This is a genomic window from Gloeocapsa sp. PCC 7428, from assembly GCF_000317555.1.
Lineage (GTDB): Bacteria > Cyanobacteriota > Cyanobacteriia > Cyanobacteriales > Chroococcidiopsidaceae > Chroogloeocystis.
The window spans coordinates 83,282-98,113 of the sequence record NC_020051.1; the positions used below are offsets into that span (position 1 = coordinate 83,282).

The 14,832-nt window shown below is 44.1% G+C and carries 15 protein-coding genes; 9 read left to right on the forward strand and 6 right to left on the reverse strand.

Going from position 1 to position 14,832, the window contains the following annotated elements; genetic code table 11:
- The first annotated feature begins 720 nt into the window (after positions 1-720).
- From GLO7428_RS24965 to GLO7428_RS24975, 3 genes are all read left to right on the forward strand, one after another.
- Positions 721-1,494 carry a TIGR04255 family protein gene (locus tag GLO7428_RS24965; RefSeq protein WP_015328577.1) on the forward strand — a complete coding sequence of 258 codons (774 nt, stop codon included), beginning with the start codon at positions 721-723 and terminating at the stop codon, positions 1,492-1,494.
- Between the two features lie 119 nt (positions 1,495-1,613).
- Positions 1,614-2,195 carry a hypothetical protein gene (locus tag GLO7428_RS26335; RefSeq protein WP_146087190.1) on the forward strand — a complete coding sequence of 194 codons (582 nt, stop codon included), beginning with the start codon at positions 1,614-1,616 and terminating at the stop codon, positions 2,193-2,195.
- Between the two features lie 14 nt (positions 2,196-2,209).
- On the forward strand, positions 2,210-3,034 hold the full coding sequence (locus GLO7428_RS24975; RefSeq protein ID WP_015328579.1) for a hypothetical protein: 825 nt from the start codon (positions 2,210-2,212) through the stop codon (positions 3,032-3,034).
- Between the two features lie 843 nt (positions 3,035-3,877).
- On the opposite strand, the gene GLO7428_RS24980 is transcribed toward GLO7428_RS24975, so the two are convergent.
- From GLO7428_RS24980 to GLO7428_RS24990, 3 genes are all read right to left on the reverse strand, one after another.
- Complete coding sequence (locus GLO7428_RS24980) at positions 3,878-5,266, reverse strand: MFS transporter (RefSeq protein WP_015328580.1); 1,389 nt, start codon at positions 5,264-5,266, stop codon at positions 3,878-3,880.
- 404 nt (positions 5,267-5,670) lie between these two features.
- Positions 5,671-7,011: a mechanosensitive ion channel family protein gene (locus GLO7428_RS24985; protein ID WP_015328581.1), complete on the reverse strand. Its 1,341-nt coding sequence runs from the start codon at positions 7,009-7,011 to the stop codon at positions 5,671-5,673.
- Between the two features lie 55 nt (positions 7,012-7,066).
- A complete protein-coding gene (locus tag GLO7428_RS24990) occupies positions 7,067-8,377 on the reverse strand; it encodes a hemolysin family protein (protein WP_015328582.1) in 1,311 nt (436 codons plus the stop codon).
- A gap of 518 nt (positions 8,378-8,895) precedes the next feature.
- Between GLO7428_RS24990 and GLO7428_RS24995 the strand changes: the two genes are divergently transcribed.
- Positions 8,896-9,123: a hypothetical protein gene (locus GLO7428_RS24995; RefSeq protein WP_015328585.1), complete on the forward strand. Its 228-nt coding sequence runs from the start codon at positions 8,896-8,898 to the stop codon at positions 9,121-9,123.
- Positions 9,120-9,851 (forward strand): ZIP family metal transporter, encoded by a 732-nt coding sequence (locus GLO7428_RS25000; RefSeq protein ID WP_015328586.1) that lies wholly within the window; start codon positions 9,120-9,122, stop codon positions 9,849-9,851. Before GLO7428_RS24995 ends, GLO7428_RS25000 begins: the two co-directional genes overlap by 4 nt.
- 252 nt (positions 9,852-10,103) lie before the next feature.
- Here GLO7428_RS25000 and GLO7428_RS25005 read toward each other — a convergent pair whose 3' ends face one another.
- Positions 10,104-10,280, reverse strand: coding sequence for a hypothetical protein (locus tag GLO7428_RS25005; RefSeq protein ID WP_155824128.1), 177 nt, complete (start codon positions 10,278-10,280; stop codon positions 10,104-10,106).
- Positions 10,281-10,350: 70 nt separating this feature from the next.
- Here GLO7428_RS25005 and GLO7428_RS25010 point away from each other — a divergent pair, with 70 nt between their 5' ends.
- Positions 10,351-10,620 carry a YnfA family protein gene (locus GLO7428_RS25010; protein ID WP_015328587.1) on the forward strand — a complete coding sequence of 90 codons (270 nt, stop codon included), beginning with the start codon at positions 10,351-10,353 and terminating at the stop codon, positions 10,618-10,620.
- 253 nt (positions 10,621-10,873) lie between these two features.
- On the opposite strand, the gene GLO7428_RS29300 is transcribed toward GLO7428_RS25010, so the two are convergent.
- Together GLO7428_RS29300 and GLO7428_RS29305 are read right to left on the reverse strand one after the other, a co-directional pair.
- On the reverse strand, positions 10,874-11,002 hold the full coding sequence (locus GLO7428_RS29300; protein ID WP_210404517.1) for a DUF305 domain-containing protein: 129 nt from the start codon (positions 11,000-11,002) through the stop codon (positions 10,874-10,876).
- A 181-nt stretch (positions 11,003-11,183) separates the two neighbouring features.
- Positions 11,184-11,486 (reverse strand): DUF305 domain-containing protein, encoded by a 303-nt coding sequence (locus GLO7428_RS29305; protein ID WP_015328590.1) that lies wholly within the window; start codon positions 11,484-11,486, stop codon positions 11,184-11,186.
- A gap of 314 nt (positions 11,487-11,800) precedes the next feature.
- Here GLO7428_RS29305 and GLO7428_RS25020 point away from each other — a divergent pair, with 314 nt between their 5' ends.
- From GLO7428_RS25020 to GLO7428_RS25030, 3 genes are read left to right on the forward strand one after another with little or no spacing between them, the layout of a single operon-like run.
- A complete protein-coding gene (locus tag GLO7428_RS25020) occupies positions 11,801-12,889 on the forward strand; it encodes a multicopper oxidase domain-containing protein (protein ID WP_015328591.1) in 1,089 nt (362 codons plus the stop codon).
- Positions 12,886-14,040, forward strand: coding sequence for a ZIP family metal transporter (locus GLO7428_RS25025; RefSeq protein WP_015328592.1), 1,155 nt, complete (start codon positions 12,886-12,888; stop codon positions 14,038-14,040). The genes GLO7428_RS25020 and GLO7428_RS25025 overlap by 4 nt, the downstream gene beginning before the upstream one ends.
- A gap of 3 nt (positions 14,041-14,043) precedes the next feature.
- Positions 14,044-14,469 (forward strand): ubiquinol-cytochrome c reductase iron-sulfur subunit, encoded by a 426-nt coding sequence (locus tag GLO7428_RS25030; protein ID WP_015328593.1) that lies wholly within the window; start codon positions 14,044-14,046, stop codon positions 14,467-14,469.
- Positions 14,470-14,832 lie beyond the last annotated feature (363 nt).

Genomic DNA, 14,832 nt, shown 5'->3' on the forward strand with positions numbered 1-14,832 from the left:
TTAAGCATAAAAGCATCAAGTATGCTGCCATATAATGTTTTTACATTGCTAGAAACCGGAACTGTGTAAACTTTTGTGTGTTTGAATGGATGGTAACTAAAGCTAGTCATATCAGGTCTTCCAACGACTCAATTGCTTAATGAAACTTTCTCTAGCATTACGTCTGTTAAGTGTTGAATACTTATAACTTATTTACAAACCACTTTATACTCACCTCGTTTGACATACTTTTTGCCCTTACTGGCTAACAGCATCGGATTAAACAAGGTTTTGGTACTTTGTAGAAAGTACTAATAAGGTTTTGGTACTTTGTAGAAAGTACTAATGAAGTAAAACATTTGTTTAAAGGGAGTATTGACGATTTAGCTATAGATAAAATATCGGGGTGTAGTTTATATTTTAGAGAGCGCAGGATTTTTGGAATCTGATTGCTGTATTGACTGCACAGCAACAGTTTTAGCGACAGGTTGCTCCTGGTGACACCAACCTTCTATTTAGGCGAGTTTGGAGGAATGGGCGATCACAGTAAAGAATATCAGTCTCTGAAAGCCAACTATAGCAACGGTTTTAAACCGTTTAGCACTTATTGCAGCTTCTTTAGCCTTACGCCAATACGGGTGAATTCCCCCTTGCAAAGAGCGCCTACTTATATGTACACTTAAATGTAAGCTTTTGTGTAAACTTTTTGTTTGACACCATTATAGTAATGAGCCTTAACTCATGAGTAAACTCTCTAAACCGCCTCTATTTATGGTGCTGTGTCAAGTGAACTTTGTCACAGTGCTTAAGATGGCAAATTTCATTCAGGACATCCAAGAAAGTCTTCGCAAGAAAGGCTTTCCCATCTATGAAGAGGAGATAATTCAGGAGTTTATTATCGCCAAAAGCCAAATACACCCAGAAGTAGCTGAAAAGAAACGGTGGGTTTTTAGTGATATCAAAAGAAAGCAATGCGTCATCCTATCAACCGACTCGGTTGTGTTGGAAACTATTTGTTATGAGGAACTTGAAACTTTTATCAAAACTTTTGAGGGGGTGCTTGAAACAATTCAAGTTACAGCAAGTCCTGAATTTGCCGTAAGAATTGGACTACGATACATTGATATTATTAAGAGCGATCAATCTGCTTCTCTAAATGAACTAATCCAAGAAGGACTTCGTGGTTTTGCCTTTGATCGAGTTTCTGGGCTTTCAAAACCAGAATCAACTTCCTTAACAAAAACTGAAACACCTATTGGTGGCATTCTTGTTGTGCGTACAATGTTTAATTCTGATAATGTCGTACTTCCTCAAGATCTGGCGACGTCTAAGCTCAAGTTTGATTTACCAGAAACTAATGATAATTCGATTACATTAGATATTGATCACTTTGCCGAACTTAACATCGACTTTAAGTCTGATGAAGTGCTTCAGACAATCAGAAAATTGCATACCTATACTAGCGAAGCATTTAAAGTTGCTGTCACACCTAAAGCACTTGAACAGTGGAAGTGAAATAATTTTCAAGGAGAAAAATGGCTTGTATCAGTTCCGAATACCTATTAAACAGTTCATATACTCCTACGGGAAGCGATCGAGGAATTCCCGTTCCACCCTCTGAGGATTCTCTCTCTTTGGATACTTTGGATGTCATTAAATCTGACAATACCAAATATTTTACTAAGAATTCTTTTATTACTAAGTCTTTTAGGACTGGCGAGAGGCTTAATTTTCTTTATCATATAGTGTCTACTCGTTTAAAAGAGCAAAATTGTTTTAAACATGTACCATTACAGAGACAAAGAGTCTGTTCTACCGATATAGAACTGCTTTCCTTCCAAGAGCAACTTACAGCTATTAAACAAAACCTTTCACTTACTAACAGCGAACTTGCTAAAGTACTCGATGTTTCTCGTACAACACTTTATAAATGGATGGAAGGCATAGAACCACATGATACAAATAGAGAAAGAGTTTACACTTTCTATCAGCTTGCTTGTTACTGGAGAGATCTTTCAGCAAATCCTCTTGGCATCTATGTCAAGCAAAGAAATCAACAAGGGTATTCGCTCTTTCATCTAATGTCCCAGAAATCTGTACCCGTGAATGACGTAAAGGAACTCATGGCTATTGTGGCTCTTAGGCGTGAGCGGGAGCGTACTTCTCAGTCTCTATATGAAATGCGAAGAGACAAATTAAAAAAGGAAGTGAAGTAGAGATTTAGCAGAGTATGAAACTTTCTGCCGAGGATGCTTCAGATATTAAAGATCGTGGTTGGCGACAAGGAGCATTCCTTTCTCCAGAACTCGTTAACAAAGTTAAAATCAGCAATAATATTGCCCGCGATTCATTAGAACATCTCATGATCCTTTCTCATGATTGTGATGTTACTAACCCGAAGTTTGAGGCGGAGCCAACAGTCGAGCTTATAGGTGCAATAGTTGATGAAAAGGATGGCAACAAGCAGCACGGTAAATCACCAAGAGTCTATCAATTTGAGTATAGTGGTGAATATTACACTTTGAATATTCATCAACGTTATTTTGTTAGTAGGCAAATTCTTTGTCATGAAGATCCCCATTTTCAGCTAAATCCTAGAGAGTGCGAAAAGATTCAAAGGTGGACAGCTCGACGGTATTTTCGTCAAGGATTTCCTGATGAATTTAACCGCAGAATTCAACCTCTGTTTGATCGCGGTAAAATACGTAAGCTTATGAAGAAGCACGGCGATCTGTTTTACGGCATCTACATAGATATTGGCGACCACGTTGAAATGGAACCAGATGAAGCATATGAAATTACCATTTGGGCTGTGATGGATGATGCATCGTTTGATGATGAACAGAAGAAAAAGCAGGGAGATGATGTTTTTCAAACCCTTTTAAAGGAAATAGGAACCCTAAAGGAACACAAAATATTTTTAAGAGAAGGTGAGAATGTTCTCAAGGCAGCGTATGAGGTAACACTTTCTGATATGGATCTGCTTAAACGTTGGGATTTTGACGATCTAAGTTTCAAGGGTGATAACATTAATCATCTACAGCATCCTTATTAATTATTAAATAGCTACGTGTATACCTAAATATAGGGTTCGTACGATATGGTACAGCCTATCTCTGAACCATTATTTTATAAAGGATACAGAGTTCGAGTTCCAAATTTAAGCAATTGCTTTAATATAAGTTACACAAATATTTCTTTAAAGTCGCTTCATAGGAAAAAAACATTTATAAAATTATATCTAAGTGAGCGCTATTACTTGAGAATCAGATGGCTGTATTGATTGCACAGTAAGGGTTACATCGACAGGTTGCACTTGGTGACACGAACCTTCGATCTACGCCGATACGTGGAAGGCAGAAAAACCATGTGCTTAGCAATTTGAGGTGCCTAATGCTAGACAAGACAATGCGGTGCTGTTGGGTAGCGACTGTGCGATGCATCTCGCCAATGTCTGCTGTTGTGGCAAAGAGCATCCAGACATGTGCAGCAATTTCATCTTCCAGAGAAGTACGCAGTTAAACAAGATATGTACAGTATCATGCTGGTCAAATATGTGTAGGACTTCTGCTGGCAATTTGTCTGCCATGTTGCCCTCTTGCTCTAATGCACGTAATTCCTGAATTGCTCTGCTTAGAGCTATTGAATCATCAAAACATTTATTCATTTTATGCTTCTATACAGAACGACATTTTAAAGATCAACAAAACGATCCTACAATGGCTTGCTTATGTAAGCAAGTGCTTACTCATTTATAAGCTACATCTAAATTGCTGTCTTTGCCAAAGCCCCAATCTGCTAAACAGCCAAATGAAACTTCTCTAAGGAATTTTCATTATTGAGAGTTACTCTTGGAGCCAACCCTCGAATCCCTGTCTCTACAAACAAGATTTTTTTTCTAATCATGTTCATAATCATAATGATGCTGTAATCCAGAGTAGGCATGGGCATGACGAAGTGAGCTGTGTTGATGGGGATGCCTGTGAGGTTCTGTTACTAAAATGCTGGGATGATGCTCATGTCGGTGATGTTCATCGTGAGTATGTTCGTGCTCATGCCAATAGCTTTTATGGACGTACTTCTGTTCTTTCGGCGAAAGAGTCAGTTGAATCATCACGAGAAGAACTAAACCAATCAAACTACCGTAGAGAAAAGATATATCTTCTCGATGACTACCCAACCAGCCTGCTAGAGGATAGGAAAATAACCACCATAAATGGCTCCAGGCAAACTGGGCACCATAGACTCGCCCTTGAAATTCGGTTGGGGTGCGGTCAGCAATCAACGTCTGAGCAGACACATTCACTAACGTTTGTCCTGCCCCCGCTACTAACCACAGCACTAAAAGAAATGGGAGTTTAACGTAACTGGCAGGGAGGAGCGCGGTCGTAATTAAGCTGGCTCCTAGCAAAATAATCGTTGTGCGCGTCCAATGCTGTCCTAACGATCCAACAGCAGCAGCAGCAAGAGTTGCTCCAATACCAAATGCACCCATTACCCAACCGTACTGTACACTACCTAGCTTGAGCACACCCTGTACATAGCCCACAGTATTGACTAGAATCATGGCTCCTGTCACAGAAGTCACCAGTTGCATTGCTAACGCATATCGCAAATATCGATTGGCAAATAGGCGAGTTGTTCCTGCCTGAATGTCTTGCCATGTTCGACCTGATGAGCGGTTTTGAGCGGCTGCTTGTTCAACTCGCAGTTGGCCAGGCAATGTGATAATTAAAATCGCAGCGATTAGAAATGTGAAGGCATCTAGAAAAAAGACTTGCCTTGCTCCAACAAAGGCTGCGATCGCGCCTGCAATTCCTGGACCCAGAACGCCCAGGAGTTGAAAGGTAGCACTAGAAAGGGCGATCGCCTGGGGATAGTCCTCTTGCCCTGTCACTAGCGGAATCGTTGCTTGATAGGTTGGCGTGAAGAATGCGTAAAAGACATTTAAAGCAAAGACGATTGCATAAATCTGCCAAACTGCATTCACAAATGGCAGTAAGCTGACGATTCCCATCCGTGCCAAGTGAGTTGTCACAAGGATAGTTTTGCGATCAAGGCGATCGGCAAGCACCCCAGCAAATGGCGACAACAGAACAAAGGCAGTAACTCGTAAAGTCAAGGCTCCTGACAGCACAACGGCTGAATTATTGCCAGCCTCCTCAAATGCCAGCAATGCTAACCCTAACCAGGTGAGCGCATCCCCTAGTAAATTGGTCACTTGTGCTGTATATAGACGAGCAAAAATTGGGTTTCGGAGACTCCGGAGCAGTTGGAAGGTCTGCATAATTCTGGTTTGTAAAATTTTAGAAGTATGCCCCCAGGGGGGATATGCTGTATTTACTAAACTAGCAAAAATTTTAGTAAGACTTTATGAAGCATTATGGTTCTTAATGGTTTTCGTTTGGCAAATCCAACATTGCTCAATTACAATGCAAATCAGAGGTTTAGAGCTTTGAGAAATTAACGAGATGTGAGGCGATCGCTCCCTATTTTGCTATCGAAGAAAAACTTGGGTTTGTATTGCTGTTGGAGTAAGTCAACGCAGCATTTCCAAAGCCGCCCAAAGCGGTCAACTGCACGATCGAGCCATTGCTATATTAAATTGCTATATTAAACAGACCTCCTCCATCAGGTGCATTGCCTGTTAGAAGCCAGTCCCATGCTCATGAAATTTCTGTGTTTTAGCTCTTAAGGGGAGGGTTTATTCCTGTCCATTCGGTTAGGTTTGATGGAAGATGGTTTCCACGCCAACGCCGAACGCCAACGCTCTGAATGACGTGGAACTAAAATCCGCACGTCAGGGTCGGGTAGCCCAATCTCGGCTTCTTTGAGTGCCGCCACGATCGCTTGTCTAACTTGAGAACTGGTTGCTACAAAGTCTGATCGGCAAGAGTCTGTCCAGAACCGAGCTTCAATGATAATGTCATCTTGTCCTAGCTCCTGAACTCGAACAGAGGGGGCGGGTTCTTCCAGCACGCCATTAGTTGATTGAGCAGCTTTTTGAATCACGCCGATCGCTTTTTGAAGATCGCTATCATAGCCAATAAAAAGCGCCACACTGCCTCGACGAATCGGAGCCGCCGTATTATTGATAATGCGCGAGGTAAATACTTCAGCATTGGGCACCAGTACCACCCGACCATCATAGGTGCGAAGTTGCGTTGCTCTTAGATCAATCCGTTCGACTTTACCTTCTGTTTCCCCCACGATAATTTGATCGCCTAACTCAAACGGACGCAATACCAGAATCAAAAGACCGCTAATGAAATTAGAGAGAATGTCTTTAAGTGCAAACCCCAGTGCCAAACTGGTCAACCCTAAACCTGTGGCAACTGCTTGCGGGTCAAACCCAAAGGCATCGAGTGCCACGATGAAGCCTAAGATCCAAACCGCATAGTAAGCGACCTGCTTAATCAAATTCTCAATGGTGAGGTCTTCCACAATGCGACGAAAGATGATCCGCATCAACCAACGAACGAAGGTAGCGATCGCCCAAAACAATCCAATCACCAACAGAGCAGCGAGAGCGCGTGGAATAATCACAATGGCAGATTCAATCAGTCGTCCAAAAGCTGTTTCGATCGATGCTTGGACTTCTGCGATAAAGCGTCCTCCTGGAGAAAGGCGGCGTTCGCTGGCGCGTTTTAAGGCTGTGTCAATCGCTTGTGACCACTGCGTCGCCAGCACACTCACCGTTGTTAGGTTATCTTGAGCATCGGTTTCTGTCACCGTCACTACTGGCACACCGGCGATCATAATTACACGATCAGTATTATTTGCGTTCGTAGGTTCAATCCGAGGTGGTGCAATTGCCTCAGGATTTTCCAACAAGCGATTCATGCGACGCTCAATTTGCCGGACGCGTAGTGTTGCATCCAATTTTCCAACTTCCCCTACTCGGAATACTGCTTGTCCGTCCAGACGCACCGTTACTTGTTCTGCCTGAGCAACAGCACTAGGAAGGAATAGCAGAATCACCAGCACGGTGGCAACCGATCGCAGCAATAATCGTTTTGCAGAGGCGTTCACAAGGCTTCTGATACTGGTATGAATCAATTACGCTCCTTGTTAAACAAGCGATGACTTAGTAAGGAGAAAAATGCGTAGGAGTGACTAACACTTTATCCACGCGATTGCCATCCATATCCACTACTTCAAAGCGTAGTCCTTGCCATTCAAAATGGTCGGCAGAGGTAGGAATACGACCCAGATGGGCAATTATAAAACCACCTAGGGTCTGGTAATGTCCTCTTCTAATTCCAGGTAAATCATCAAGACTCAACACTTGTTGGAACTCCTCAATCGACAACATACCATCTAATAGCCATGAACCATCGTCACGCCGAATTGCCTGGGGTTCATCCTGTTCTCCAGCGGATGGAATATCCCCTACAATCGCCTCCAAAATATCGTTCAGTGTAACTAATCCTTGCACTACATCATATTCATCTACCACTAGCGCCATGTGCATTTCTGTTTGCTTAAACATCTCCAGCACCTTCAGCGCCCACAAACTTTCAGGGATAAATAACGGTCGCTGTAAGAAGTTCGTTAAATTAGTTGAGGGTTCTGCGGTACGATGAACGTACAAATCCTTAATCAGTACAATACCCAGAACTTCATCTAAGCTACCTTGACATACGGGAAAACGAGAGTGAATACTGCTGGCAATCTTTTGATGATTTTGCTCGAACGACTCTTTCAAATCTAGCCAGACAATCCGGCTGCGCGGTGTCATAATAGCGCTGACGGGCAAATCATCTAGGCGAAATACTCGCTCTACAATATCTTGCTCTGCTGGCTTAAAGGTGCCGATCTCGGTGCCCTGACGGATGAGCAGCCGGATTTCATCCTCGGTAACTGGCGGCTCCTCAGAGGCGCGAACTCCTAATAATTTTACAACGGCTTGGGTGGAAACGCTTAATACACGTACAATCGGTGCAGTCACTTTAGATAACAATTGCATCGGTTGAGCCACTTTGGAGGCGATGCCTTCTGGATTGTTCAAAGCTACCTCTTTGGGTACCAATTCGCCAATCACTAGCGACAAATACGTGATACAGATCACTACAATGCCAAATGCCAGCGCATCGCTGTAGGGAACAAGCACAGGAACTAAACGTAAAGCTTCTGCCAATTTTTCGGCGATTGTAGCTCCACCAAATGCTCCTGCCAGAATACCCACCAGCGTGATGCCAATTTGTACCGTTGCGAGAAAGCGGCTGGGTGAGTTGGCTAGCTTTAAGGCGGCACGTGCTCCCGATTTTCCTTGACTAACCTGCTGTTGCAAGCGAGCTTTTCGGGCAGAGACAATGGCGATTTCCGACATGGCAAACACACCATTGCCAATAATGAGCAGCAGAATGAGCAGAATTTCCAAGACTATACCTGTCATGAGCGATCGCCTGGGTTAGCCAACACCCCGCATTAGAAGCCGTTGTGGTAAATTGTGCCTCTATCACAAGTTAGGATTTTTGTTTTTTGTCCTATATTCTTTGTTTTTTGCCTTTTGTAATGAACTAAATCGCGTGCTAAGGAGAATGAATTTGCGGCAGTAGTTCAGTGATGTGCGGGCATTCTGTAAATAATCAGCAGACAAGCACCAGCCCAAAGGAAGATGGTGCGGTGGGGTTTAGGAAAGTGGATCAGCTTAGTCATTTTTATCGCTTCTCTCTACATCATTTGGCAGATTCGACAGATTCTGCTGCTGATTTTTGCCACTGTCGTCTTAGTAACTGCCCTAAATTTACTGGTTCGCATATTGTAGATAATAGGTATCAAAAAACGGAGCATTGCGATCCAACACTTGGTAAAATATCCTAGGGAAGGACGTAATGTTTATTACAGTCGGGTTAATCATCATAGTTATTAGCCTTTATCAAAAGCTTTCAAAGCATTTGAAAGAGGTGAAGGATGAAAAAGCAGAATAGATTATGTGCAAAAGCTTGGCTTTACTGTGTTAGCAATTTGTGGACTAAGGCAATTGCGTTTTGTAGCATTCCGTTGGCAGAGGGCAATGCTGGTCGTGCATATACCAAAGCGATCGCTTCTTATCTTCCTATTAAAAGGGAGTTTCTAAATCCTACTCGTCTTCCTAAGGTTGGGCTAATTCTTTCAGTTATAACGCAAGGTGGGGGATGAATGAGTTCTTGACAGTGCTGGCATTTGCTGCATTACCTGCACTCGGCAACTTTGCGGGTGGGATACTAGCAGAATTTATTATTGCGTCTGATCGCGCTCTTAGTTTGGCACTTCATGCTGCAACAGGAGTTGTGGTAGCGGTTATCTCCCTCGAACTGATTCCAGCATCTCTCCGAGTGGATGCACCCTTGATGACCGTCATCTCCTTTGTGGCAGGTGGTCTTTTCTTCATTGTGGTGGATCAGGTTACGCAACTAGTTAAAACTCGGTTTGGCAGCGGTGATATAGATGTTGGAGCCTCGATAATTTTTCTAGGAGTGGCGGTGGATCTATTTACCGATGGGGTGATGATTGGGACAGGTTCAACTATAGCCACTGAGTTAGGGTTACTTCTCGCATTAGGTCAGGTTCCAGCAGATGTGCCGGAAGGACTTGCTACCATTATTGCCTTTAAGCGACAAGGTGTCCCTCGTCGCAGACGGTTCCAAATTGCGGCTGCTTTTGCGATTCCAATCTTCTTAGGAGCAACCATCGGCTATTGGTTGATACGTGGACAATCTGAGCTAGTTAAAATGGCACTGTTGACCTTTACGGCCGGAATACTCACGACCTTGGTTGTGGAGGAAATTATCCCAGAAGCCCATCAAGACGGTGAAGCCCGATTTGCAACGCTGCTCTTTTTAGGTGGCTTTGCGCTGTTTGGGCTGTTGTCGGCATTTCTGGGGTAACTCAGCCTTTGAAGTTAAAAAACATTGAGTACCCAAAAGAGCATTACACTCAAGTAGACCAAAAGGACACTGTCGAGGGTGAATACCTGCCAACGCTCAATAAGCTGTAGTGAGAATCAACGGAATTGCAAAGATATTGGAACCCAGCATCATCCCCAGACCAATGTCTGAAAGACCTCGAATGCACTGGTCGTATTGATGCCAATTTCTGGGGTAGCGGCAGCAATCTCGACAAAGGCTGCTCCGGCAACTTCAGTTAGCCCCTACTGCCGCCGCAGTTTTTTGAGAGGTTTTGCTAATCGTTCTACTCCCCAATGGGCTACCCAGACAACCTAGTAGGAGAACAATTTCCAAAGGAATACTGTCACTATTGTCTTCAACAGAAAATTGACCTGGGTTGAGCATCTCCTGATTTATGCAAATTTCCATCGTTCTGGAGAGGGAAAAGGGCATTATCAGTGACAATAGTTCAGCAGTCTGCATCTTGAACTATTGCAATATGAGTACGATCAATTCATTGTTTCTATTCGTTCTGCCTGGTTTGTGTGAAATCGGAGGTGGCTATTTAGTTTGGTTATGGTTGCGTGAAGGTAAAAGGCTGTGGTTGGTGCTATGTGGGGCTGCTTTGCTAACAACTTATGGCTTTGTTGCAACCTTTCAACCCGCAAATTTTGGTCGGGCTTATGCTGCTTACGGTGGAGTTTTCATCATCCTCTCCATCCCCAGAGGATGGAGAATCGACAATGTTGTACCTGATCGCCTGGATTGAGTCGGAGCCGCCATTGTCTTCGTAGGCGTATTAGTGATGATGTACGCCCCTAGGATTTGACTTGAGTGATGTGAGGCTTGAACACTACCACCAACAACCACCGCGACCGCCACGATTACCACCATGACAATCGCCATGATTGGTTCTTTGAGGTAGGTTGGCTCAATGCAGTAATAGGAGCAAATACTATCAGCGACAGGACAAATGCGCTTAAAACTAGATGATGATACATACAAACCTCCTTTTTGAGGATCTACTGATACCAGTCTTGATACCATTGCTGCATCTGGTTAATTTCAGCCGTTTGAGTATCAATAATGTTTTGTGCTAGTTCTCGGATTTCTGGGCGATCGCTATTGGCTAACACCATTTGCGCCATCATGACACCTATCTAATGATGAGGAATCATTTCTTCGATAAAGGCGCGGTCAAAGTCGGCAACATTTTGCAGCGCTATTGTATTGCCTAGCATAGTTTTCATACCCATACAACCCATGCCAGGTTGCTAACCAGACTCAGCCATCCATTGTCCACTGTGTCGGCGTTATATGCCGATGCCAGGTTTACATTTGTTCAATATCGAGGGCTTGAGTGTCTTTAATGAACTGAGCAAGGGTGCGAATTTCAGAAAGCTGCGATCGCTCTAATGCCAGGTCTGCCATTGTGTTCGCGCCTTCATGATGGGGAATCATTATCACCATAAAGTGTTGATCGGGTTGTCCTATCATGCCCCACATTCCAGGAATAGTTTGAGAGGATAGGGTCGATAAAGGATTAAAATGGGCTTGAGAAACCTGGGGAAGTGGCTTGACAGTTAGCAACAGAGCTAAGGTTGTTACCGCATCACCTGTCAGAAGCCCAATCAATGTGTAGAGTACAGGTTTACGATTGATAAGTTTTACCTATCGACGATCGCATGGATTAGGTTTCAACCTCCGCTTGGCAATATGATGCAGATTTGGAACTCGATCTTTATCGTTCTACCTAAAGGCTATAGAAGAAAAATGAGGTTCTTATGAGGTGGCAGTTTGTTCGTGATACCTCTAAACCCTCAATGATTGCTACGAGCTTCGTAAAGTATGAGCATCCACTAGTCCACCTCGCTTACAAACTTTAATAGCTGAACTTAATTAAAGTGGGGTAAGTTGTGCAATTATGAAAGAAATATGAGAAAAAAATCATGGATTTGAGCCTCAAGCGGCGATCGCTCATCGGTGGTGGCATATTAAGTTTTGGGACATTGCTGAGTAAGCTTTTGCCCAGTAGTGCCTTTGCTCGAACTCCCACTTCTGGGGACACTAGCACACCTTTAGGTCATTCTGTGCCTGTGCATGGAGGCAGTATGACGATGGGAGACGTAGACAATTTCCGCAATGGGTTTGATCCGCAAGTTATCTTGACAGATTGGGAGGGAGGAAAAGTCTCGCAATTAACTGATGGTAGGACGTTGCGAGAGTTTGAATTATCAATTGCAGAACAGGAGGTTGAGATTGCTCCTGGAGTGGTTTATCCTGCCTGGACGTACAATGGGCGCGTTCCGGGTCCAACGCTGCGAGTCACGGAAGGCGATCGCGTCCGGATTCGCTTCAAAAATCCAGGTGTTCATCCACACACGCTACATTTTCACGGCATTCATTCAGCACGGCAAGACGGTGTTCCTGGCACGCTTGAAGCATTTCCTGAACAGGAAGTGGTTTATGAGTTTGATGCCAAACCCTTTGGCTGTCACCTCTATCATTGTCACTCTGCTCCGTTCAAACGACACCTGCACAAAGGACTCTACGGCGCGTTTATTATCGACCCTGATCCTAAACAACATCCTGACCAACAAGAAAAAGCCCAGTCTCGGTTACTCGGTAGTCCGCAGAACGCCAAGTGGCAAGAGTTTCTCATGGTGATGAACGCATTTGACACCAATTTTGACGAGGAGAACGAATTCTATGCGGTCAATACGATTCCGCATGAGTTTATGAAACGCCCGATTCAGATTGAGCGCGATCGCCCAGTACGAGTGTATTTGATCAATGTCACTGAGTTTGACCCGATCAATTCCTTCCATCTCCACGGAAACTTTTTTGATTACTACGACCACGGAACCACGTTAATACCAACGTTGCGAACGGTTGATACTATCATGCAATGCCAAGCCCAGCGAGGCATTTTGGAGTTTACATTTCAGAAGCATGAACTGGGCATTTATATGTTCCACGCTCACCAGTCAGAATTTTTGGAACTCGGTTGGATGAGTGCATTTGAGGTGGTGGCATGAGAAAGACATTGCTTTGGATCATCTTGCCGCTCGTTGCACTGGCGCTCGCGATCGGAGTATTTCTTTCTAGCAATCCACTTGAACCATTAGGAGTTTCAGCCCCTCCAATTGAGAAGCTTACAGTAGAGCGAACTTTGCTAGGCGATCAAGGTATCTCTTTATTAGTGAGAGCCAGCGGCTCAGAACCGATGCAAATTGCCCAAATTCAGGTTGACGGAGCCTACTGGCAATTTACCCAAACGCCACCTGGAGAATTACCCCGATTGCAAACGGCTTGGATCAAATTGCCTTACCCCTGGGTGCTCGATGAGGCGCATCACATTCGGTTCATCACCGATACGGGAATCGGGTTTGATCATGAGATTGCTGTTGCCGTACCAACGCCCCAATTTTCGTTGATTCGCATTTTGGCGTATGCGCTGCTGGGGTTATATATAGGAGTCATGCCTGTAACTCTAGGAATGCTGTTCTACCCAGCTTTAAAACAATTAGGCGGACAGGGAATGAAGTTCATTTTGGCACTGACCGTTGGCATGCTGGCATTTCTTCTCGTAGACACATTGGAGGAAGGATTAGAACTTGCAACGAAGTCAGCAAGTGCTTTCTCTGCTAGTGCGCTTGTTTGGCTTGTTGCTATCACCTCGTTTCTTGCGATTTTGGCGATTGGCAGACAAGGTGGCAAATCTCCAGAAGGGAAGGCACTTGCAAGTTATTTGGCATTGGGAATTGGCTGGCATAATTTGGGAGAGGGATTGGCAGTTGGCACTGCTTTTGCAGCTGGAGAAGCAGCACTTGGTTCACTGCTCGTCGTTGGGTTCACCCTGCATAACATTACAGAGGGAATCGGAATTGCTGCGCCTCTGGTTGATGCACGCCCTAAATTCACGACGTTCCTCAGTTTAATTGCCTTAGCAGGACTGCCCGCTGTTATTGGCGCTTGGATTGGAGCCTTTACCTTTTCACCTCACTGGGCAGCAGTTTTCTTAGGCATTGGAGTCGGAGCAATCTTGCAAGTGATGGTGGAGGTTGGAGCATACTTGATACGCACTGCTCATCGATCAGGTAGTAACTGGCTCTCTACTGTCAGTCTAATTGGATTTAGTTTAGGTTTAGCCATCATGTATGGAACTGCACTTCTCGTCAATTTCTAATGTATGAATCGCCGCGCTTTCTTTAGATGGATAGGACTGGGATGGCTAACCAGCACATTGCTACCGATTCTGGTAGCCTGTGGCTTCAAACGCATTGCTGCCAATTCACGATCGGATGGCTTTGTGGTAGTTGGCAACGTGTCTGAGTTAGATCAATCCGCAGGCAAACTGCAAGTCCAAGTCGGTAATACTCGACTCATCGTAGTGGGTAGTGCTTCTCACCCCCAGACAATTGTGGCACTCAATCCCACCTGTCCCCACGCTGGATGCATTGTGAAGTGGGAAGATAATCAGAGCCAGTTTGTCTGCCCCTGTCATGGATCTGAATTTGATTCGCGTGGACAAGTCACTCAAGATCCAGCCACGAGAGATTTAGTAAGTTACTCCCTTAAAGTTGAAAATCAATCAATTCTTGTCAAGCTGAATTAGAATTGCTAAGTTTCACTGCATTATACTTATCTGGTAATGCGAATTCGTCTCTTTAAGAAAAGTGCCATCAATTAACCTAGGGCGGGCTACTGTTGACGTTTGGTCTAGGAAGATCGAGTTTACAGTGATTCTATTAAGGACATTCAGGTTAGATCGCACCGCATTCAGAAAGTACGCTGTTATCTCTTGGATAAATTTTCAACACTTGAGAGTTGGTCGCTGTTATAGTGGAACTGAATGGTTAGCAACTGTTGCAACCTTGATTGAAGATGGTTCTATGCAAGATTAGAACAGAGCCAAATCAAAATTCTGTGTGATAGAGGCGAAATGATTTACAGAGTCAAGCAATTTAGTATGGTTCTG

Coding starts and splice junctions, on each gene's coding strand:
- GLO7428_RS24975 (WP_015328579.1), top strand. CDS start 2,210: ATGAAACTTTCTGCCGAGGATGCTTCAGATATTAAAGATCGTGGTTGG.
- GLO7428_RS25000 (WP_015328586.1), top strand. CDS start 9,120: ATGAATGAGTTCTTGACAGTGCTGGCATTTGCTGCATTACCTGCACTC.
- GLO7428_RS25030 (WP_015328593.1), top strand. CDS start 14,044: ATGAATCGCCGCGCTTTCTTTAGATGGATAGGACTGGGATGGCTAACC.
- GLO7428_RS25010 (WP_015328587.1), top strand. CDS start 10,351: ATGAGTACGATCAATTCATTGTTTCTATTCGTTCTGCCTGGTTTGTGT.
- GLO7428_RS29300 (WP_210404517.1), bottom strand. CDS start 11,002: ATGATGGCGCAAATGGTGTTAGCCAATAGCGATCGCCCAGAAATCCGA.
- GLO7428_RS25020 (WP_015328591.1), top strand. CDS start 11,801: ATGGATTTGAGCCTCAAGCGGCGATCGCTCATCGGTGGTGGCATATTA.
- GLO7428_RS24995 (WP_015328585.1), top strand. CDS start 8,896: ATGAAAAAGCAGAATAGATTATGTGCAAAAGCTTGGCTTTACTGTGTT.
- GLO7428_RS24990 (WP_015328582.1), bottom strand. CDS start 8,377: ATGACAGGTATAGTCTTGGAAATTCTGCTCATTCTGCTGCTCATTATT.
- GLO7428_RS25025 (WP_015328592.1), top strand. CDS start 12,886: ATGAGAAAGACATTGCTTTGGATCATCTTGCCGCTCGTTGCACTGGCG.
- GLO7428_RS24965 (WP_015328577.1), top strand. CDS start 721: ATGAGTAAACTCTCTAAACCGCCTCTATTTATGGTGCTGTGTCAAGTG.
- GLO7428_RS24980 (WP_015328580.1), bottom strand. CDS start 5,266: ATGCAGACCTTCCAACTGCTCCGGAGTCTCCGAAACCCAATTTTTGCT.
- GLO7428_RS25005 (WP_155824128.1), bottom strand. CDS start 10,280: ATGGAAATTTGCATAAATCAGGAGATGCTCAACCCAGGTCAATTTTCT.